This is a genomic window from Ornithinibacillus bavariensis, assembly GCF_050433565.1.
Classification (GTDB): domain Bacteria; phylum Bacillota; class Bacilli; order Bacillales; family Amphibacillaceae; genus Ornithinibacillus; species Ornithinibacillus bavariensis.
Map to the genome: position 1 here is coordinate 128,603 of NZ_JBNPWZ010000007.1, position 19,154 is coordinate 147,756.

Consider the following 19,154-nt stretch of genomic DNA (forward strand, 5'->3'; position numbering starts at 1 on the left):
GAAACTATCTATCGGACTATAAGCCAAGTTTTTCATTAACCCAGTCTTTTAAAAGTCACGGAGTTTATGTGTAACCTCACCCTATACAACTTCACACTTTTAGGACAATTGAATTGCTACCATTCCTTATCCCAATCGATCTACTTCCAGCTTCCTACCGTGTTCTCATTTATTAGCTCGACGAACTTCCTTGCAGCTTGTGATAAGGGAACATTTTTCAAATAACTTATGCCAATGCTTCTTTTTGGAATGGGCTCTTCCAGCTTCACCTCGTATAAGTCCTCTCTGTCTAAATAGTCCTTTGCAAACTCCTTGATTACGCAGGATATACCGAGGTTTATTTTTGTAAACTCCAAAACCAAATCATAGGAGCCAAGCTCAAATACAGGTGATACCTGATATCCTCTCTCTTTCAGGAAATTTTCCACAAACATACGGGAGTTTGATTTCCTTTCTAGGAAAATTAACGGTAGCTTCATTAAGGTTGCTAGGCTAATTGGTTTTTCGGTTATTTCCTTGTATTTCTCACCACAAACGAATGTATCTTGTATCTCCTTACATGGGGTAACCTGGAGTTGGTCGTCTTGAATCGGTAGGTTACAGATACCTACATCTACTTTTCCAGCTTTAATAAGATTGATGATTTCTGAGGTAGTGCGGTTTAAGATACTTAAATTAATGCCGGGATGTGCTTGGTGAAACCCCTCCAAATAAGGTAATAAGAAATAACGTGAGATGGTATCCCCAACCCCGATACGTAATTGTCCTGTTTTTAAGGTTTTAAACTCGGATAGCTTATCTTCTGCGACCTGGATCATACCGAGTGCTGATTTCACATGCTCACTTAACAGCATTCCTTCCATGGTTAATTCAACACCCTTAGAGGTACGGTTAAATAGCTGAATTGCTAATTCATTCTCTAGCTTGGAGATTGACTGACTAACTGCAGATTGTGTCATATACAATTCCTGTGCAGCCTTCGAAAAGCTTCTATTCTGGCTAACAGTGTAAAAAATACGATATAGATCTAATTTTCCAACCATATTAACACCCCTTATAACAGATATTATAAATATTAATTTTACTTATATCAATCGATAGGTTATAGTTACATAGGATCAAAAAATTGATTACCCACCACACTCTTATTTGAGGAGAGATAATATGGAACGAGTAGTTGGAACTGTAGTTCGTGGACTCCGCGGACCAATCATTAACACTGGAGACAATATAGAAGATATCGTTGTAAATACGGTATTACATGCAGCAGAAACGGAAGGCTTTACTATTGAAGATCGTGACATTGTTACGATTACTGAATCCGTTGTTGCTCGTGCACAAGGAAACTATGCAACGATTGATAATATAGCAGCGGATATAAAAGCGAAATTCGGCGAAGAAACTGTTGGAGTTATTTTCCCAATCCTTAGTCGTAACCGTTTTTCTAACTGCCTTCGAGGAATTGCAAGAGGAACAAAACGTATTGTGTTAATGTTAAGCTACCCTGCTGATGAAGTGGGTAACCATCTTGTCGATATCGATGAACTAGATGTAAAAGGTATTAACCCTTGGACAGATGTACTATCAGAAACTGATTTCCGTAAGCATTTCGGTCATAAGAAGCATCCATTTACAGGTGTTGATTATATCGAATACTATAAAGAATTAATTGAGGCAGAAGGTGCAGCCTGTGAAGTCATCTTCTCCAACAATCCAAAAACTATTCTAGACTATACAAAAAACGTACTAACCTGTGACATTCACACTCGTGCCAGAACAAAGCGCATTCTGAAAAGCAATGGTGCTGAAAGAGTATTTGGCCTTGATGATGTACTTTCTGAATCTATTAATGGTAGTGGATTTAACGCAGACTATGGTCTACTTGGGTCAAATAAAGCGACTGAAGATAGCGTTAAGCTTTTCCCAAATAACTGCCAACCAATTGTCGATGGCATTCAAGCAAAGCTAAGAGAAGTAGCGGGTAAAACCGTTGAAGTAATGGTTTATGGTGACGGAGCATTCAAAGACCCTGTCGGAAAAATTTGGGAGCTTGCTGATCCAGTCGTATCACCTGCCTATACTTCTGGACTTGAGGGTACACCAAATGAGGTAAAATTAAAATACCTTGCAGATAATAACTTCTCTCATTTACGTGGAGAAGAGCTTAAGCAAGCAATTTCGGAATACATTCAGAACAAAAATGAAGATCTAGTTGGTGCTATGGAAGCACAAGGAACGACACCACGTAGACTAACAGATCTTATTGGATCCCTATCTGATTTAACCTCTGGTAGTGGTGATAAAGGAACACCAATGATTTATATTCAAGGATATTTTGATAATTATACGAAGTAATAGATGATAAAAGGATGCACGAACTGATAGCGTGCATCCTTTTCTATTTAAGATGGCAGAAGATACTTCTCCATCATCATTCGATCTCCTTAAAAAATAATGCTCAATTAAACGGTCTAACTACATCTTTATTCCATTCTTCTCATGCTCCAGCAACCATTCCTTCCGCCAAACGCCGCCTGCATAACCAGTCATTTTTCCGTTAGAACCAATCACACGATGGCACGGAATGACAATGCTTATTTTATTTTTTCCATTCGTACTACCCACCGCACGAACTGCCTTCTCATTCCCAACGGAAACAGCAATATCCTTATAAGACTGTACGCCAGCGTATGGAATTTCCGTCAAAACATTCCAAACCTTTCTTTGAAAGTCTGTCCCTTCCAATTCATAAGGAATGGTAAATGCCTGGCGAGTGCCGTTAAAATATTCATCCAATTGGTTATAGCAATCTACGAGTACGGCTGGTGTTTCTGGCTGAAGATCATGCTTCTTTTCTTCATTCTCCGAAAATAAAATAGCTGTTATCGCCTCATGCGTACCCGTTATTTCAATGACACCAATTGGTGATTCGTAGTCTAGTTGATATAATTTAGTCATATAAAGACCTCCAAAGGTAAAATGTAGCATATGCTTGCCAGCCTTCCCAATTAACTGCTATATCCATAATTTCTTCTATAGTTGGTTTTCTGTCTAGTCCTAATTGATTTTTCAATGCATGATGAAGACCGACATCCGCAATTGGGAAGGCAGTGGTTTGATGTAAGCATTTCATCATAACATAATCTGCTGTCCATGCTCCAACACCTCTAATTGCCATTAATGAAGCTTTTATTTGTTGATAATCTTGTTGCTGGAGCAATAATTCCTTTGCTAATTCACCGCTAGTCATAGCTTTGGCAATATGAATCACATATTCAGCCTTTCTGGTAGAGAATTGCAATTTTTTTAGATCCTCAACCTCCAAGGAAGCAATTTTTTCAAAGGTGGGGAAAACCCAAAACGTATCCGCTTCAAAACGTAAACTTTCTCCGAACTGTTCTACGAAGCGTTTCTTTAATGTGTAAGCAAATGTTAAATTAATTTGCTGGCCGATAATTGCCCATACCAAAGCCTCAAATAAATCTGGAATACACATGATTCGTAATCCATAATAATCCTGAACTAATCCTCTCAAGACATTATCCTTACCTGCTATTTGGTAAAACTCCCCTAATTTACAGTCCAAATCAAACCATTCCCAAATATACTCAGCAGCCTTTTTACGTTTTTCACTTGACGGAGCACTTATTGGGAAATCAACCTTTATACATTCATCGCTATATCTAATCTTACATAGAATGAGGGATTCATCCACAGGGATTAATTTATAAAGCGATTCGTTTTTTACTTGATGGAGTATTTCCTGATCCGATCTTTCTAAAAAGACAAGGCACTCTTTAAAATTAAATTCCTTTGGCGGATAAATTTCTATATGTGATGGATAATCAGCCCAATTCATGGTGGAATTCCTTTCGATACTCACTAGGTGAACAGTTTTTTTGCTTTCGAAATACTTTATAAAAATTGGAAGGACTTTGGAACCCTACCGCATAACAGATTTCTAAATTTGTAAGATTCGTACTGGAAAGAAGGTGTGCCGCTTTATCGATGCGTATTTTCTCTAAGTACATACGTGGCGTGTCAGATGTTTCCTCTTTAAAAAGTCGCTCCAGATAAAAGGGACTTAAACCAATGTGATCCGCAATATCCTTCAAAGCAATATTTTGCTTATAATGATTAACTAAAAATGTGGTGACCTTTCGAACTATTTCCATATGTGGCGATTCATCAACCTCTGGTTGGCATCTTTTGCAAGGACGATAACCTGCAGCCTCCACCTTACTCATTTCATAGTAAAATTCAACATTTGTCTTTTTCGGCTTCCTTGATCGGCAGGAAGGACGGCAGTATATTTTCGTCGTTTTAACTGCTGTAAAGAAAAGACCATCATATTTCCGATCACAGGCCATTATTTTTTCCCACATTTCATCAAACGAAAGATTAATATTCGTCACCTAATACCGGACTCCTTCCTTTATCATTGGGTTCATTTTAACAATATCCGAGCCTCATTTCATCCTCATTCTTGCTCTTATGGTCTGTGTTCAATATACTATAGAAAAAAAGTGCCTTTCTCGACCATTTCAGTAAATAAAGGTACGTTGAGACAGGCACTAACCCATATCAATGGTATTCATTATAATGCTCTTCTGTTATAGCCCCCATTTCCAATGCTTTCGTAGGCTTCACTAAGAAAGCGGGGCTAACCGCAAATAAGTAATAGGATAAGACATAGAAGAAGCCAAACACGATAATCTTAGCCCCACCATGATAAATAACAATATTTACAACGACAGCACCAATTATCCCAATAAAAAGGACTCCTAATGAGTAATAGAGAAGGAATTTTGCTGGTCTTCGTACACCGTCGTTTCCCTCTGTAATCGCGAGCTTCATGATTAATTTTTCTTTATATTTATAGCCGATTAGGAACGTAACAAGGTAGATCCCTAACAACAACCAAATCAGCCAGCTTCCCCATAACAGGAAAAACAATGGAATACTACAATAGAAGGACATCATTGCAATCATGATAAATGCATTAATACTGTTAACCAATATGCCACTATGCCCAAATTTAAGCCAGATACATAAAAGAAGAATCACCAGAACTGGAATTGTCATCACAGTTCCAATGAAAACCTTCAGACTCTCTGTAATAGCCCCAAATAAGGGAGCAAAAATAATCGCCAAAACAACCACATTCACTAGGTTAGTTTGAAATATTGGTTTTCTTTTTTTGTTGATGATAACCACCTCTTACGCTAAACACCTATTAAATTACTTTTATTCTATCATTTCCTTATATTACTTTGTGTTTTCTTAACTGAATGACTACCAGTACTTCGTTGGTTGAAGGCATTTTGTATCATTCGTTAAGCATAAACAAGGACAAGGCATTTCAGCAGATTCTTACTTAAATTGTAGAACAGAATCATAATAAGTGAAATGGTTATGTTATCAATCAGCCTCAAGTTTTACTCCATAACAGGTAATTTCTCGGTTGATTGTTCACCTATCCAAATTTCCTTCAAATAATCATTTAGAAAAACCCCATGTGGATCTAATTCCTGCCTTACAGCTAGAAAATCGGGTAGCTTTGGATATAGGGCAAGTAATTCCTTCTGGCTGAGATGATGCATTTTCCCCCAATGTGGCCTTCCTTCATATTTCCGCATAATCGCTTCCATATCATAGAAATATTCTTCATAGGGCATACCTTTATACATATGGAAGGCAATATATGCCGATTCCCTTTGATAGGAAGGGCTAAGCCAACTATCATCTGCCTTAACTGTCCTACATTCTATTGGAAAATGGACGCGATGCTTCTTTTCCTCGATACATTCCCGAATCTCTTGAATGGCCGATTTAAAATGCTCAATGGGGATACAGTATTCAATTTCCCTAAACTTCACTAGCCTTGGTGTTGCAAAAAGCTCATGACTTTTCCCTGCTATCGTTGTTTTTCCAATTGCTCTTGCTGATAGTCTACTAACAAATCGACTGCCCTTAGAAAACAATCTACAAAACTCTGAAAGAATGTAAAATAAATAGTTTTCGAGTAGGAGATTTTGAAAGCGATGAAAATGTAAACGCTCGGGCTTCCTATCTGTAATATTCATCGTTTTAACCTGCACAATATCTGAATAAGGAAATAGATAAAACTCAAAGTGGCGGTTATCGTGAATATACTGATCTAGCTGCTCAACAAGAAGCGGATACAGTATTTTATCACTCTGATATGCATAAACAAGACTTTTTATAATTTTCAGCTTCACCTTAACAATAATTCCTAGACTTCCGAGTGATACGAGGCAAGCCTTGAAATAACGAGCGTTCTGTTGCTCAGACACGGTAAGAATTTCTCCTGATGCTGTCACGATAGATAGCTCTACCACTTGAGTGGAAATATTTCCAAAGTCCAGACCAGTGCCATGCGTTCCAGTTGATATAGCACCTGCAATGCTTTGGACATTAATATCCCCTAAATTTTCTTGGGCATAGCCTGCTTGTCCAAGCTCTTCACCTAATTGAAAAAGCCTCGTACCTCCCAGAACAGTAACCATATGATTGACTTCATCAATTTCCTCAATCCCACTTAGTAAATCAAGCGAAATAAGCCAGTCATTTGTTTCTACTAATTTCGTAAAAGAGTGCCCTGCTCCAACTACTCGAATCCTTTTCTGCTCTTGGACTGCCTCTTTAACAATAAAAACAACTTCTTCGATAGAGGATGGATAAAAGGTTTTCTCAGGAGTACTTTGACTAGTTCGTGCCCAATTTCTCCACCGCTTACCTTGTTCTGTCTTCATTACAGAAAACATCTCCCTTCCCCCCGATAGGTAGGATAGCGTTCTACTATTTCCTGATTCTCAAAGCAAATGATTTCATTAAACCGTTCACAAATTTCTCCTGCCTTTGCTGCTCTGAAAACAATCGGATCTCCAATCTCCAACTTTTCGTCTTTAAAGTAGACAGGGGTTTGCACTTCACCCGCCCCCTCAAATGGAAGTAATTTACCACCAGGCGGATAGACAGGCTTTGGCACTTTATCCTCCCCATGTGGTCCTGATGCAATATACCCACCTCCTAGGCAGGTATAAATATTCGGTGCAGGCTTTCGTACTACTGGTAACGAGAAAAATAGAGCAGGCTGATAGCGGAAATCCCGGTAATAGTCGAACAGCAAAGGCGAGTAAAAGCCAGAACCAGCAGTAAGCTCTGTAACACTTTCATCTGCAGATGTCGTATCAAGACTACCTGTCCCGCCTCCGTTCACGAATACTAGTTGATGTCCTTCCTCTTCCAATGCCTGAACAATCGTTCGTCTGCGTTCTCTAATTTTATGGATGGATTTTCTTTTTAAAATAGTGACAACTCGGTTCTTCATCTTTTGTGATGGCACCTTGTCACCAACACCAGCAATTTGTGCCTCATAGCCCATCACTCCAACAAGCGTTAAACTAGGAGATTCTTTGATTTTCCTCGCTAGCTGAATGACGTCAATCTTGGATTTTAACGGAGAACGTCTTACACCAAAATGCAGTCTACCAAATGAAGTGCTCATATCAATATCAATACATAGATAAAAGACTCCATTAGTCGTTTGATTGATTTTGTTTAAATGGTCAATATGCTGCGTGGAATCGACCATACAAGTAATTTGTTTCCCATTGGCATTAAGCTTGGCAATTTCAGCGAGGGCTTGTTCATCCCAGCATGGATACCCCAACAAGATATCGTCAAAGCCCTGTTCAGCCAGAAAAATAGCCTCATGAGGGCTATAGCACATAAGCCCCTTGAAAAGAGGATTTGCTTTAAAAATTCTTCTTAATACCGGAATCGAGCGTATTGATTTGGTAGCAATTCTAATCGTTTTTCCATTTGCTTTTTCAGCAATCATCCTACAATTTTCATCAAAAGCATTTCCATCCAACAAAAGCGCAGGAAGGGATAACTCCCTCCATAGCATCTTAGGAACCATTTCCATCACCTCATAGATTTATCATAAATGAGGATGCAAAATTAATAAAGCATTATTTTAAAGATTCAGAATACTAGAGATGTCTATAAGGCTGTCATGAAATGGTGAATTACAATAATAGATCGTTATTAAAAATTAGATATCATTTGCTCATTAAATTAATTCCCTAAACAGCTGTTTATAAATTGCAGTATATAGTAAATTGAATGTAAGGAAAAAGCATAAATGGAGGGATTGAGAAAAATGAAAAAGGGGGAAATAAAATCTAGAAAAGCTATTCATATTGCTACACTAATGGGAATCAAGTTGCTTGTAATTCCAGCTAGCATGAATCAGTCATACATTCCATTGCTATTAATTCTAATGGGAGTTAATCTCTTTAATTCTTCATTAGCCACCTTTAACGGCAAAAAAATACCACTATTTCTTTTTCTAGCATTCTTACCATTACTAGTTTACATGGGTATTACTTTATTCAAATGAAACTAACCTGTGTGGCTACATTGGATTAAGGTAGTTATTTCATAAGTGGACGGTTCCTTTTCATTTAGCTAAGCGATACGCTATATACCAAGGAAAGTGCCGTGTCTATGCTTCAGACCCTGGTCTTAATGATTGCATTTTTTGTCATAGACCTAAAAAAATAGACCTCCCTTCATTATTAGCTGCTGCTGAGGTCTATTTATTACTAAAATTAATACAATCTTTCTCTACCTATTTTGTTATTTTTAATTGATAGATGTAGTAGCCCTGTATTAAGTCGCCGCTCCGGCAGAAGCAGCTGATTCATCAGACTTTACACAATCAATAGCGACAACCAGTGCAATCATGATAGACTCCATGTCTTCCTTCAATATCTGTACCTTGTAGCTATCACCCCAGGTGAACCATTCCTTGTTAACCTTACCGACAACTTCACCATGTTGAAGCACTTGAAACTCCATATCCCACCAGTTCCCATGTACTTCAATGCCAGCCGCATCAATAGTATAGCGTGCCTTAAAGAAAGAAAATTCCTTCTTAATCGTTAATACCTCGCGACCATCTACTTCAACAAAAAATTTCGGTAAAAAGCTGAATGTCTTCTTCGTAATAAGTGCAACCTCGGATCTTGTTGGATTCATAATGGAGAAGGTCTTAGGAATTTGCATAAAACTACCTTCCACGTAATAAACATCATCTCCTTCTTCATCCTTCACCGTAAATTTTCCACTTAGACTAAACACCTTCTGCTTGATATATAACTCCCTCATTCTACCTCTCCCTATGAAAAATGTTGTTTAAATTATATCCTTATTTTGTGGTACCTGTCATTATGTAACTTAAGAGCTGTTACGTTAACTCTTAAGCTGTTATTGTTCTTATAACATTATCTTCTAGGTCTATTTGGACCGCTACCAAACATTCTACCGATAAAACCCAACCAATGTTGCGGGCCACTAAACCCATTCATACCTTTGCCGAATGGGAAAGCCCCCATCCCAGGACCAAATGGAAAGCTTCCATTCGTCATCATTTCCATTAATTCGTTCATACCAAGATTCCCATTCCCACCAAAGGGTTTCCCCATCCAATTCCCTTCGTTCGAAAATGGATTAAATCCTGGTCCTATGTTTCTATTTTTCCCCTTCTCCCCTTCACTTTGGGAGAGAATCTCATTAAACCAATTATTTTGTTGAGATGACACCTTTTGCACCTCCCTCAACCAATTGAACTCTTTTCAGCATGGAAGAAAAAACAAATTCCTTTAATGTTATACGTTTACTTGAATGAATAGTTACAGTATCTCATCCTATATCTAGCTATTCCGATCAAACACCGCTAAAATATTCTAAAAATAGAACCCATTTGCCTTATCATATTGATTCCATTGGTTATGGTACCTACATGCCCCATAATTGTTCTCATATTTATTCCTGTGCCTTGTGTTTGCCCTACTTGGTTGAACGGAAAAGAATTCCGTGGTCTACGTCTAATTTGATTTTGGTAGCGAAAATTTGGATTCGGTGCGCCGAACCTTGGTCTTTGCCTTGGAGGAATCCTTCCTTGGTTAGGTGGAAATAATGGCATACCCTATGCCTCCTTTTCTACATAGACATTTATATATACCATATTTCTATGCAAAGAAAATACTTTTGAACTATCCATTAGCCTTATTACTCAACAAAAACAAATTGGGTATTCGGATTTTAGTATGGAACAAATAAATCCTATGATTTCTTATATGGTAAATGGCTAAAGGAGAACAACTATCACACGCTTGGATACGATATCGAACTATGGGATGAACGTTACAAACCTGAAGATATAGAAAATGAAATGGAGATGTATGTAACTGTGAAGCATACTTAATTTATTTTAGGAGGCAGTGGAAGAAACTAATTCCAATTGCCTCTTTCTTTTTAAGGAGAAAGCTAGCATCTTTTTTCGAACCCAGGAACCCCGCTTCATTGGGTCGGAATTGCGGTTATTACGTTGCAATTTCATTAACGAGCTTGGTAGATTGTTTGTTTTGTTAGCAAAAGGTGGTAGGTAGGTTACTATGATATGCATTACGTTTGTCATTAAGGTGACCCTATTACGCTGGTGGCCTTGTTTTTCTTTAGCTTTGTCTATTAGAACGGGGCTATTGGACTGAGTTCCGCGTTTTTCATTATCTTAGTCCATTAGAGCAGTTCTATTGGACTGAGTTCTGCGTTTTTCGTTATCTTTGTCTATTAGAACGGTTCTATTGGACTGTGTTCCGCGTTTTTCGTTATCTTTGTCTATTAGAACGGTTCTATTAGACTGAGTTCTGCGTTTTTCGTTATCTTTGTCTATTAGAACAGGGCTATTAGACTGAGTTCCGCTTTTTTCATTATCTTAGTCTATTAGAGCAGTTCTATTGGACTGAGTTCTGCGTTTTTCGTTATCTTTGTCTATTAGAACGGGGCTATTGGACTGAGTTCCGCGTTTTTCATTATCTTTGTCTATTAGAGCCTCTCTATTGGACTGTGTTCTGCGTTTTTCGTTATCTTTGTCTATTAGAACGGTTCTATTGGACTGAGTTCTGCGTTTTTCGTTATCTTTGTCTATTAGAACGGTTCTATTAGACTGAGTTCCGCGTTTTTCGTTATCTTTGTCTATTAGAACGGTTCTATTGGACTGAGTTCCACGTTTTTCGTTATCTTTGTCTATTAGAGCCTCTCTATTAGGCTGAGTTCTGCGTTTTTCGTTATCTTTTTCTATTAGAGCGGTATTTCCACACTATTTTCCGATTATCCAACAAATGGAAAGGCGGCTTCATAAGAAACCGCCTTTGAAATGATAAGCTGATTAGTAAGGTCCTCTGCTTAGCTGTAACAATATTAAAGTTAGTAAACTCCGTAGCCACCTACAAATGCAGTACCAACGATAATTAATAGGATAAATAGTATCACGATTAAGGCAAATCCCCCACCGTAGCCATATCCTCCTGCAGCTCCACTCATACTTACACCACCTTTACATTTTCGGAACAATGTATTGTATGAATTAGGTTATCCATTGATTGGACGATTGCATCAGATACTAGAGCAGATGGTTATAATTTTTACACAGTTTTTATTTAGATTAATCAGTCTTCCATTGAAACCTTCCCATAATACATTGGTGATACAGCTGGTATTGTGTAATTCTGATTAATGAGTGGGTAGGTCTTCCCGCTATTTCCGTTTCGTACGCATACCTTTTAATAAAGTAATCTGATCTGCATGGAGAAATTGCTCATAAGCTTCACTATTCACAGCATATATTGCAAGTTTTCCTTCGTTATCGTAATGTATTCCCCACCCATATTTCTTTACTAATGGAGATGCTCTAAAACAAGCTTTCGGTTTTTCAAAAAATTGTTTTCTTAATTCGTCTAATTGATCGGATTCAATTTGATTTTTACGTAAATAGGTTTGAAATTGCACATCTTCTTGAGAAAATTCGTATGGATTATTATGGATTAAGTCATATTCTATCGAAGCTATCGTTGGCTTGTTATTTCTTGGTTGAGGCACAATACCTGAATCAACCGTTGAGTCCTCTGAAATGGTAATAAACGTGTTTTTATAGCTCATTAGATTACTCCTTCCTTAATAATTGATTCATGCAAATCCTATGACAAATATACTCTAATGGTATTTTAAATATCGTCACAAATAAATTAATCTATACAAAAGAGAGTACCAGTGAAACAAAAAATAAACAGGGAATTATCACCTATGACGATACCTGTTGTTCAAAGTACCTTAAAGTTACTGACACCTTCTCACTGTTTACACGATTTATTTGACCCGGTTAAGGCTTATTTTCTGTTATTCTTACCCATCTTCTCATTACCGCGTTTAAAGTTTCCCGTAATTTTAGCTAATAATAACTGAACTTCTATTGCATTATCTTCAACCTCTTTAATTTTTGCTATAAGACGTTCTGCCTCAGCATCCTTTACAATTTTAATCTGTTTACCTTCATAAGAGATTATAACTGTTCCTTTTTTCGTTGTTTGATAAGTAAAAGGTTCTTCACCCAATCTATTTCGTTTATCTATTTCGCTCATTACCTCACTCCTAAATTGATAATTTCAATAAATCGTTTATTACAATTTTTCCTTTAAAGATCTATGTAGCAGTATTTTTCAGTCGTGACAGAATATAGACATTCTCTTCTCTACTATATTAGCTGAAGAACTTTATCGTTAACTTTTTGTAGAGCTTTATACCAAATAAGAGAATAAAGAAATAAACCATCGCATTCACTAAAAAAGCTGCTACATTCAAGCTAATATTTACTACATTAAAGGGATTTAGTACAGATAACGGACTAGTGTACCAATATTCAATATCGTAATATGTTAAAAAGGAAATGGGGTAACCTAGAACTTTATCGCCTTCTATATTTTTATCAAATAGAAAAATAGTCAAATAGGATAATAATAGGCTATATAAAAAGATTTTTGTTTTCATTGTCTACACCTCGACACAAGCGCTATACATCTACAAACTAGTTATTACGAATTCCTTGTCATCCTTATCAACGAAACTATTCTCACCACACCAACCAACCATAAACAAAGCACCAATAATTAACATGTACACGGGTACCTTTTTCATAGGTTCACACCCTCATTGCCTATATACGAAGTAAACCATAGATTTGTTCCAAAATTTCGTTAATTATTTAGTTAAACTATCCCACCCTCTTATAAAAGAATTTTAAATCCATTTAACTAAAAACTAATTATTAGGTAACTGGATGTCGTCTCAACTACATTACACTTCAATAATAACACAACATTCAGAGTATTCATCCCATAGTTTTAGTTCAACACCTTACGCTTAAAACAACAAGTAAACGATCACTAACAATTGTTGTTAAATAATTAACAAATCGAAGGATAAACTAAATAAAAAAGGAGTATAGAAATGGCAGCTTACCTATATGAAAAAGAAAATATACAAAGGCTAACTCAATTAAAGGAGCTTGCACCAGAGCAACTAGAAACATTTAATGAATTTAATGCTGCTACCTTTAAAGATGGAGCATTATCGAAAAGGGAAAAAGAAATCATAGCTGTTGCAATTACACATGTAACACAATGTCCTTATTGTATTGACTCCCATACAAAGGCAGCGAAAAAGGCTGGTGTTACACTAGAGGAATTGGTTGAGGCGGTATTCGTTACAACTGCAGTCGAAGCAGGTGGTACGGTTACCCATAGTACTCATGTACACAATGCAAGAGATAAAGAAGCAACAGATGTACTTTATGCCCGTTCTAATTTAAAACATCTTGGCGAGTTAGGAAAATTTGCTCCAGATGGTTTTAAAGGATATCAAGCATTTAGCGCAGCAGCAACAAAGGCTGGAAAATTGAGTACGAAATTTAAAGAAATTATTGCCGTTGCAGTAGCAAACGCGATTCAATGTCCATATTGTATTGATGTTCATACGAAAAATGCAGGAAAACAAGGAGCAACAAGCGAGGAGCTTGCAGAAGCCATAATGGTAGCCTCTGCAGTACGTGCTGGGTCTTCTTACGCTCATATGGCTAATATGATTGAGAGTTATCAAGCATGAGATATAAAGTCAGGAACACTAGCTTGTAATTCATTTAGGGCAGAAAAACCAGCTAGAACCTACCTATTTACAACTTGAAAGACCTCTTTTGAACCATATAAAAAAAGACGATCTCGATGATCGTCTTGCTCACTTATTCACCGATTAGTTTCTAGAATCCAAGTATTCATCTTCATATTTGGTTAACTAGACGGCTGCTGATAGATTAATTGCACAACTCCTGAAGAAGTGAGAGCGAAATATAAATTTCCAAAACGTGCTTACACTTTAGCCCTGGATTGTTCATTTTTATTTTTATATCTAAACCATCCGCTCCAAACACGCTTTACGAGGTTTAATATTTCATGATATTACTTCAGACTTTCATTTAGTATGTTTTCTTCTAATACATCAAATTTATTTCCATATACTTTGGTAATATGCTTTTCTCCCCAATCACAAAGGGCGTTCAATATCCCTTCTAAGCTACGACCATACTCACTTAATTCATATTCCACCTTTGGTGGGACTTGATTATAGACAATCCGATTAATGACTCCGTCTTCTTCCAACTCCCGTAATTGCTGCGTTAACATTTTCTGGGTAATGTTTGGCATTAAGCGTTTTAACTCACTCGTACGTTTCTTTCCGTGGGTTAAATGACATAAAATCACACATTTCCACTTTCCTCCAATGACCTCCAATGTCGCCTCTACAGAGATATTGTATTTCTTCTGCTGCATTTATAAACTCCTCCTAAAGGATAGGCACTAAAAAGTACCTATGTTACTTTTTGGTTTCTATATAACTTTAAAGTGCGTACTTCTCATAAAGAATCTTTTACTACATAATAGCATTTGTGAGTTAAAGAGAACAGGACTTATTTTTTCCAGCTTTCATTTATGTATCTCTTTATCTCATGAATAAAACGAATAGAGGAGGAGAAGAATGTCACTTGATAAAAAACGAAGCACCTTTGCATTGTTGGCTTTAGCGGTCAGTGCATTTGCCATTGGTACCACTGAATTTATTAGTGTCGGGCTACTGCCATTGATTGCTAAGGATTTAAATATATCTGTTACAACGGCTGGCTTAACCGTTTCTATATATGCATTAGGCGTCACATTTGGAGCACCAATACTCACCTCCATAACTTCTAGTATGTCACGAAAATCGTTACTGCTTTGGATTATGGTGGTATTTATTATCGGAAATGGTATTGCTGCAGTTTCTACAAGTATTGGCGTATTGCTCGTGGCACGTGTGATCTCTGCCTTTTCTCACGGCGTTTTCATGTCTATCGGCTCAACGATTGCCGCTGATCTAGTCCCAGAAAACCGAAGAGCTAGTGCGATATCCATTATGTTTACCGGACTTACAGTAGCAACCGTTACAGGGGTACCTTTTGGAACATTCATCGGTCAACAATTTGGCTGGAGAATTGCTTTCATGGTTATTGTTGCTGTCGGAATCCTTGCATTTATTGCCAATAGTATTCTGGTCCCAGCCAATCTACGTAAGGGAGCTCGTACGTCACTTAAAGATCAGCTTAAATTAGTAACGAATGGCCGCTTATTGCTGATATTTATCATAACAGCTTTAGGTTATGGTGGAACCTTTGTTGTCTTTACTTATTTATCCCCATTGTTACAAAATGTCACAGGCTTTAAAGAAGAAATTGTTGCCGTAATTTTACTTGTTTATGGTATAGCCATTGCAATTGGTAACATGCTAGGTGGGAAGCTATCGAATCAAAATCCAATTAAGGCATTATTTTATATGTTTATTGTTCAAGCTATTATCCTATTTATCTTATACTTTACCGCACCATTTAAGATCGTTGGATTAGCGACCATTTTCTTCATGGGACTGATGGCTTTTATGAATGTGCCAGGATTACAAGTATATGTTGTTATATTAGCAGAGCGTTTTGTCCCTACTGCAGTCGATGTAGCGTCAGCAATTAATATTGCTGCATTCAACGCTGGTATAGCACTAGGATCCTTCTTAGGTGGACTTGTTACGGATTCGATTGGGCTTATTCATACTACTTGGATTGGCGCGCTCATGGTACTCGTAGCCGTCCTTCTAACAGGTTGGAGTCAATCACTTGAAAATAAAGGGAAACCTAAAATCAGGTAACTTCCCTTGATTTTATAGTTAATAGAGGTTTTATATTCAACATAATAATTGGAGGAATAAACATGAATAAAAGTTTACAGCAAACAACAACATTGCATAATGGCGTCGAAATGCCGTGGTTTGGTATTGGCGTTTTTAAGGTGGAGGAAGGTCCTGAGCTGGTGAATGCGATCAAGTTTGCCATTAAACATGGATATCGGAGTATTGATACAGCTGCAATTTATGGAAATGAGGCTGGTGTTGGACAGGCAATTAAAGAAGGGATGGAAGAGGCAGGTATATCCAGAGAAGAACTATTCATTACATCTAAAGTATGGAATTCTGATTTAGGGTATGAATCAACTATCCAAGCTTTTGAAACAAGCTTAAGTAAACTTGGTCTTGATTATTTAGATCTATACCTTATTCACTGGCCAGTAGAAGGTAAATATAAAGAGGCTTGGCGTGCACTAGAAACACTTTATAAGGAAGGTAAAGTAAAAGCAATTGGGGTGAGTAACTTCCAGGTTCATCATCTCCAAGATTTGATGAAGGATGCTGACATTAAACCAATGATTAACCAGGTGGAATACCACCCACGTTTGACACAAATGGAGGTAAAAGCCTTTTGCCAAAGCAATGGGATTCAGTTAGAAGCTTGGTCACCATTAATGCAGGGCCAATTATTAGATCAGCCAATTTTAAGTGATATAGCTAAGAAATATAATAAAACAGTACCACAGATTATTTTAAGATGGGATTTACAAAATGGTGTTGTCACGATTCCTAAATCAACGAAGGAGCATCGTATTGTTGAGAACGCCAATATCTTTGACTTTGAACTATCAAAAGAAGATATGAAACGAATTGATGATCTGAACCAAAACCATCGCGTAGGACCAGATCCGGATAACATTGATTTCTAAATGAAGCCTTCCCGATAAATTATAAGATGCTCTCATTAATGAGAGCATCTTTTTTTAATTGTGAGGGATCACCATTTTACCTAATCTCTTTTGTATCACTGCCAGGACTTCTTCAGGTACTTCCCTAACCTTACTATCCTCACCAAGGAAAAGGATCCAATTGGTTAGTTCCGTTAATTCGTCGAGATTATTAACATCTATAAATGTCCTTAAAATAGCCGTGGTTTGGTATGGATTTGTATAAGAAATGGAAACACTTATAGGATGATACTTTTTATATTGGGCAATTGCTTTTGGCCCAAGTTCGAGGACCAGATTAATTTTTTCTCCTTGCTGTCCTAGCTTTTCCAATATCTTTTTCTTACTTAATCTTTTCTTAACAGAGGATAATTCGACATCAGTAAGTTTACTAACAGGAAAAATTTGTCTCTTTTCATCATTTAAGTCAAAGCCTTCAATCAACCAAGAGCCTTTTTCATGGTAAAGATACAAGAGATACATAGAATACGATTTTAACGCTGCCTCCTCCTTGATGGTGATGGTTAAATAGCTATCCAAAAGCAGCGTTTGAATAAGCTTTTCTAACATCGGATCTGGTAAGTCAGACAGATCAAGTAGGTCTGGATTATTCGGGTTGGTTCCTTCAAAAAGGAGGATTTTATTTAAAAGGACAAGGTCATCCTGCTGGTTTTCTGAGATGAGGCCTAGTAATTTCTCAGCTAGTGAGTGACGACTCTTTAAAAAAGGAAGCTGCTGATTTCTGGTTGCCATAAATGCGATAAATAAAGCCTTAATCTCATTATCCGTAAAGCGAACAGCAGGTAAGACAGAATTATTCATGACAAAATAACCCCCGTCCCTCCCAACCTCAGCGACAAGTGGCATCCCCATGGCTTCAATTTCTCGGATATCACGAATAGCAGTTGAGCGGGAGATATTAAATTCTTGCATAATTTCTGAAATAGTAAAGTGGGCCCGGTTGTTAATATATCGCATCATCGTATTAATCCGTTCAACTTTTTTCATTGGAGCCTCCTAAACAGTGTCACTTTTTGACATGATTTAAGGCTATTATAACCTTAGCAAGGAAAAACACAAATCATTTGGATAATTTAAAAAAGGAGGAAGGTATTATGGCAAATTATACCTTAGAAGAAAAAAATGGATTTACGGTTTTAGGAATTGGGACTGAGCTGAAGAGTGACTACACAGACTATGCTGGCATTAACAAGGAAAAGGCAGAATTTTGGCAGGCTGTCAATCAGGATGGAACACTTGATAAGTTAAAATCCATCGCCAAAAATGATTACATCTTTGTCGTGAATGAGGCAGTGAATAATAAGATGATGCATTATGCTGGTGTGATGACAGAGGAGTCTCTACCTGAAGCATCTCGAGCTATCCAATTTCCTCAAGGGGAATATCTCGTTGTAAAAGGGGAAGCAAATACAGATGAAGAGTTAAGCAATAAGCTTACCGGGATTGCCTTTGGGGAAGCGCTGCCTCAAGCAAGTCATGTTGCCTATGTTGGTGGACCAAATACAGCTGTTGTGATGGGAGAACGAGATGGTCTCATCTATGGTGAAATGTGGATTCCAGTTGTGAGGAATTAAGGAGGGATAGCAATGGCTTATGTTGTTGATTTTAAAAATGTATCTACCATTGGTCTAGAGTCGTCGCCTGTAGCAGAAGCACTTGCTGGTTTACGTGCGAATGAAGCCCGCTACTTTATGAACAAATACAAGCATGAATTTACCGTTGTACCTGCTAGCGAGAGCCAGGAGACCCTTGATTATGTGAACCTTATTTTGCAGAAAGAACGAGATATTGCGTTTTCGGCTAAACCGTTAGAAACGTCTCGTTTTCAAGTGGAAAACATCCGATTTGCGTACGTTATTTACGAGGATGGTCTTGTTCTCAATGTCATGTATACCGTTGATGACCCTAAAAAGCGTGCTGTCGGCTTCAAGCTTTCTGAAGGAATGGAAGTACCAACAGAGTTAGAAGGCAAATTTAAGTTTGCAAGACAGAAGTCAAAGCTAGCTGGAACCATACGGGGATCGTTTTTTGTGATTAAAGGTGAGTATGAAAATTAAT

At 37.4% G+C, this 19,154-nt stretch carries 23 protein-coding genes; 7 read left to right on the forward strand and 16 right to left on the reverse strand.

Annotation, left to right across the window (positions count from 1 at the left end):
• Positions 1–140 precede the first annotated feature (140 nt).
• On the reverse strand, positions 141–1,043 hold the full coding sequence (locus HNR27_RS13195; RefSeq protein WP_429340081.1) for a LysR family transcriptional regulator: 903 nt from the start codon (positions 1,041–1,043) through the stop codon (positions 141–143).
• Between the two features lie 121 nt (positions 1,044–1,164).
• Here HNR27_RS13195 and HNR27_RS13200 point away from each other — a divergent pair, with 121 nt between their 5' ends.
• Positions 1,165–2,355: a coenzyme F420-0:L-glutamate ligase gene (locus HNR27_RS13200; RefSeq protein WP_429340082.1), complete on the forward strand. Its 1,191-nt coding sequence runs from the start codon at positions 1,165–1,167 to the stop codon at positions 2,353–2,355.
• A gap of 120 nt (positions 2,356–2,475) precedes the next feature.
• Here the strand turns inward: HNR27_RS13200 and HNR27_RS13205 are convergent, their stop codons facing one another.
• The 6 genes from HNR27_RS13205 to HNR27_RS13230 form a co-directional block, all read right to left on the reverse strand.
• Positions 2,476–2,958, reverse strand: coding sequence for a methylated-DNA--[protein]-cysteine S-methyltransferase (locus HNR27_RS13205; protein WP_429340083.1), 483 nt, complete (start codon positions 2,956–2,958; stop codon positions 2,476–2,478).
• On the reverse strand, positions 2,951–3,859 hold the full coding sequence (locus HNR27_RS13210; protein WP_429340084.1) for a DNA-3-methyladenine glycosylase 2: 909 nt from the start codon (positions 3,857–3,859) through the stop codon (positions 2,951–2,953). The genes HNR27_RS13205 and HNR27_RS13210 overlap by 8 nt, the downstream gene beginning before the upstream one ends.
• Positions 3,846–4,385, reverse strand: a complete 540-nt coding sequence (locus HNR27_RS13215; protein WP_429340115.1) for a bifunctional transcriptional activator/DNA repair enzyme AdaA — start codon at positions 4,383–4,385, stop codon at positions 3,846–3,848. The genes HNR27_RS13210 and HNR27_RS13215 overlap by 14 nt, the downstream gene beginning before the upstream one ends.
• A gap of 199 nt (positions 4,386–4,584) precedes the next feature.
• On the reverse strand, positions 4,585–5,217 hold the full coding sequence (locus HNR27_RS13220; RefSeq protein ID WP_212921813.1) for a hypothetical protein: 633 nt from the start codon (positions 5,215–5,217) through the stop codon (positions 4,585–4,587).
• A gap of 221 nt (positions 5,218–5,438) precedes the next feature.
• Complete coding sequence (locus HNR27_RS13225) at positions 5,439–6,776, reverse strand: D-arabinono-1,4-lactone oxidase (protein WP_429340116.1); 1,338 nt, start codon at positions 6,774–6,776, stop codon at positions 5,439–5,441.
• Entirely contained in the window at positions 6,776–7,948 is a 1,173-nt protein-coding gene (locus HNR27_RS13230) for an amino acid deaminase/aldolase (RefSeq protein WP_429340085.1), read from the reverse strand. The genes HNR27_RS13225 and HNR27_RS13230 overlap by 1 nt, the downstream gene beginning before the upstream one ends.
• Positions 7,949–8,191: 243 nt before the next feature.
• Here HNR27_RS13230 and HNR27_RS13235 point away from each other — a divergent pair, with 243 nt between their 5' ends.
• Entirely contained in the window at positions 8,192–8,431 is a 240-nt protein-coding gene (locus tag HNR27_RS13235) for a hypothetical protein (protein ID WP_429340086.1), read from the forward strand.
• A gap of 272 nt (positions 8,432–8,703) precedes the next feature.
• Here HNR27_RS13235 and HNR27_RS13240 read toward each other — a convergent pair whose 3' ends face one another.
• The 7 genes from HNR27_RS13240 to HNR27_RS13270 all read right to left on the reverse strand — a co-directional run bounded on the left by HNR27_RS13240 (position 8,704) and on the right by HNR27_RS13270 (position 12,918).
• Positions 8,704–9,201, reverse strand: coding sequence for an LURP-one-related/scramblase family protein (locus HNR27_RS13240; RefSeq protein WP_212921810.1), 498 nt, complete (start codon positions 9,199–9,201; stop codon positions 8,704–8,706).
• Between the two features lie 116 nt (positions 9,202–9,317).
• The gene (locus tag HNR27_RS13245; protein WP_429340087.1) at positions 9,318–9,635 is read right to left on the reverse strand and encodes a hypothetical protein; all 318 of its coding nucleotides are present in this window, start codon (positions 9,633–9,635) and stop codon (positions 9,318–9,320) included.
• Between the two features lie 134 nt (positions 9,636–9,769).
• Positions 9,770–10,018: a hypothetical protein gene (locus tag HNR27_RS13250; RefSeq protein ID WP_429340088.1), complete on the reverse strand. Its 249-nt coding sequence runs from the start codon at positions 10,016–10,018 to the stop codon at positions 9,770–9,772.
• A 1,283-nt stretch (positions 10,019–11,301) separates the two neighbouring features.
• Positions 11,302–11,418 (reverse strand): YjcZ family sporulation protein, encoded by a 117-nt coding sequence (locus tag HNR27_RS13255; RefSeq protein ID WP_429340089.1) that lies wholly within the window; start codon positions 11,416–11,418, stop codon positions 11,302–11,304.
• Positions 11,419–11,631: 213 nt separating this feature from the next.
• Entirely contained in the window at positions 11,632–12,033 is a 402-nt protein-coding gene (locus tag HNR27_RS13260) for a DUF6157 family protein (RefSeq protein WP_429340090.1), read from the reverse strand.
• A gap of 227 nt (positions 12,034–12,260) precedes the next feature.
• Positions 12,261–12,512: a hypothetical protein gene (locus HNR27_RS13265; RefSeq protein WP_429340091.1), complete on the reverse strand. Its 252-nt coding sequence runs from the start codon at positions 12,510–12,512 to the stop codon at positions 12,261–12,263.
• A 118-nt stretch (positions 12,513–12,630) separates the two neighbouring features.
• Complete coding sequence (locus HNR27_RS13270) at positions 12,631–12,918, reverse strand: hypothetical protein (protein ID WP_429340092.1); 288 nt, start codon at positions 12,916–12,918, stop codon at positions 12,631–12,633.
• 459 nt (positions 12,919–13,377) lie between these two features.
• Between HNR27_RS13270 and HNR27_RS13275 the strand changes: the two genes are divergently transcribed.
• Positions 13,378–14,031, forward strand: a complete 654-nt coding sequence (locus tag HNR27_RS13275) for a carboxymuconolactone decarboxylase family protein (protein ID WP_429340093.1) — start codon at positions 13,378–13,380, stop codon at positions 14,029–14,031.
• A gap of 350 nt (positions 14,032–14,381) precedes the next feature.
• Here HNR27_RS13275 and HNR27_RS13280 read toward each other — a convergent pair whose 3' ends face one another.
• A complete protein-coding gene (locus HNR27_RS13280) occupies positions 14,382–14,753 on the reverse strand; it encodes a winged helix-turn-helix transcriptional regulator (protein ID WP_212921802.1) in 372 nt (123 codons plus the stop codon).
• A gap of 205 nt (positions 14,754–14,958) precedes the next feature.
• Here HNR27_RS13280 and HNR27_RS13285 point away from each other — a divergent pair, with 205 nt between their 5' ends.
• Positions 14,959–16,152, forward strand: coding sequence for an MFS transporter (locus HNR27_RS13285; RefSeq protein WP_429340094.1), 1,194 nt, complete (start codon positions 14,959–14,961; stop codon positions 16,150–16,152).
• A gap of 62 nt (positions 16,153–16,214) precedes the next feature.
• Positions 16,215–17,057 carry an aldo/keto reductase gene (locus tag HNR27_RS13290; RefSeq protein ID WP_429340095.1) on the forward strand — a complete coding sequence of 281 codons (843 nt, stop codon included), beginning with the start codon at positions 16,215–16,217 and terminating at the stop codon, positions 17,055–17,057.
• Between the two features lie 54 nt (positions 17,058–17,111).
• Here the strand turns inward: HNR27_RS13290 and HNR27_RS13295 are convergent, their stop codons facing one another.
• A complete protein-coding gene (locus HNR27_RS13295; protein WP_429340096.1) occupies positions 17,112–18,083 on the reverse strand; it encodes a helix-turn-helix transcriptional regulator in 972 nt (323 codons plus the stop codon).
• A gap of 107 nt (positions 18,084–18,190) precedes the next feature.
• Here HNR27_RS13295 and HNR27_RS13300 point away from each other — a divergent pair, with 107 nt between their 5' ends.
• Entirely contained in the window at positions 18,191–18,670 is a 480-nt protein-coding gene (locus HNR27_RS13300) for a GyrI-like domain-containing protein (protein WP_429340097.1), read from the forward strand.
• Between the two features lie 12 nt (positions 18,671–18,682).
• On the forward strand, positions 18,683–19,153 hold the full coding sequence (locus tag HNR27_RS13305) for a phage tail protein (protein ID WP_429340098.1): 471 nt from the start codon (positions 18,683–18,685) through the stop codon (positions 19,151–19,153).
• Position 19,154 lies beyond the last annotated feature (1 nt).

Bases quoted from the DNA above. Each gene is read 5' to 3' on its own strand.
- HNR27_RS13195 (WP_429340081.1), bottom strand. From the start codon at position 1,043: ATGGTTGGAAAATTAGATCTATATCGTATTTTTTACACTGTTAGCCAG.
- HNR27_RS13200 (WP_429340082.1), top strand. From the start codon at position 1,165: ATGGAACGAGTAGTTGGAACTGTAGTTCGTGGACTCCGCGGACCAATC.
- HNR27_RS13205 (WP_429340083.1), bottom strand. From the start codon at position 2,958: ATGACTAAATTATATCAACTAGACTACGAATCACCAATTGGTGTCATT.
- HNR27_RS13210 (WP_429340084.1), bottom strand. From the start codon at position 3,859: ATGAATTGGGCTGATTATCCATCACATATAGAAATTTATCCGCCAAAG.
- HNR27_RS13215 (WP_429340115.1), bottom strand. From the start codon at position 4,385: ATGTGGGAAAAAATAATGGCCTGTGATCGGAAATATGATGGTCTTTTC.
- HNR27_RS13225 (WP_429340116.1), bottom strand. From the start codon at position 6,776: ATGAAGACAGAACAAGGTAAGCGGTGGAGAAATTGGGCACGAACTAGT.
- HNR27_RS13230 (WP_429340085.1), bottom strand. From the start codon at position 7,948: ATGGTTCCTAAGATGCTATGGAGGGAGTTATCCCTTCCTGCGCTTTTG.
- HNR27_RS13235 (WP_429340086.1), top strand. From the start codon at position 8,192: ATGAAAAAGGGGGAAATAAAATCTAGAAAAGCTATTCATATTGCTACA.
- HNR27_RS13240 (WP_212921810.1), bottom strand. From the start codon at position 9,201: ATGAGGGAGTTATATATCAAGCAGAAGGTGTTTAGTCTAAGTGGAAAA.
- HNR27_RS13250 (WP_429340088.1), bottom strand. From the start codon at position 10,018: ATGCCATTATTTCCACCTAACCAAGGAAGGATTCCTCCAAGGCAAAGA.
- HNR27_RS13255 (WP_429340089.1), bottom strand. From the start codon at position 11,418: ATGAGTGGAGCTGCAGGAGGATATGGCTACGGTGGGGGATTTGCCTTA.
- HNR27_RS13260 (WP_429340090.1), bottom strand. From the start codon at position 12,033: ATGAGCTATAAAAACACGTTTATTACCATTTCAGAGGACTCAACGGTT.
- HNR27_RS13265 (WP_429340091.1), bottom strand. From the start codon at position 12,512: ATGAGCGAAATAGATAAACGAAATAGATTGGGTGAAGAACCTTTTACT.
- HNR27_RS13270 (WP_429340092.1), bottom strand. From the start codon at position 12,918: ATGAAAACAAAAATCTTTTTATATAGCCTATTATTATCCTATTTGACT.
- HNR27_RS13275 (WP_429340093.1), top strand. From the start codon at position 13,378: ATGGCAGCTTACCTATATGAAAAAGAAAATATACAAAGGCTAACTCAA.
- HNR27_RS13280 (WP_212921802.1), bottom strand. From the start codon at position 14,753: ATGCAGCAGAAGAAATACAATATCTCTGTAGAGGCGACATTGGAGGTC.
- HNR27_RS13285 (WP_429340094.1), top strand. From the start codon at position 14,959: ATGTCACTTGATAAAAAACGAAGCACCTTTGCATTGTTGGCTTTAGCG.
- HNR27_RS13290 (WP_429340095.1), top strand. From the start codon at position 16,215: ATGAATAAAAGTTTACAGCAAACAACAACATTGCATAATGGCGTCGAA.
- HNR27_RS13295 (WP_429340096.1), bottom strand. From the start codon at position 18,083: ATGAAAAAAGTTGAACGGATTAATACGATGATGCGATATATTAACAAC.
- HNR27_RS13300 (WP_429340097.1), top strand. From the start codon at position 18,191: ATGGCAAATTATACCTTAGAAGAAAAAAATGGATTTACGGTTTTAGGA.
- HNR27_RS13305 (WP_429340098.1), top strand. From the start codon at position 18,683: ATGGCTTATGTTGTTGATTTTAAAAATGTATCTACCATTGGTCTAGAG.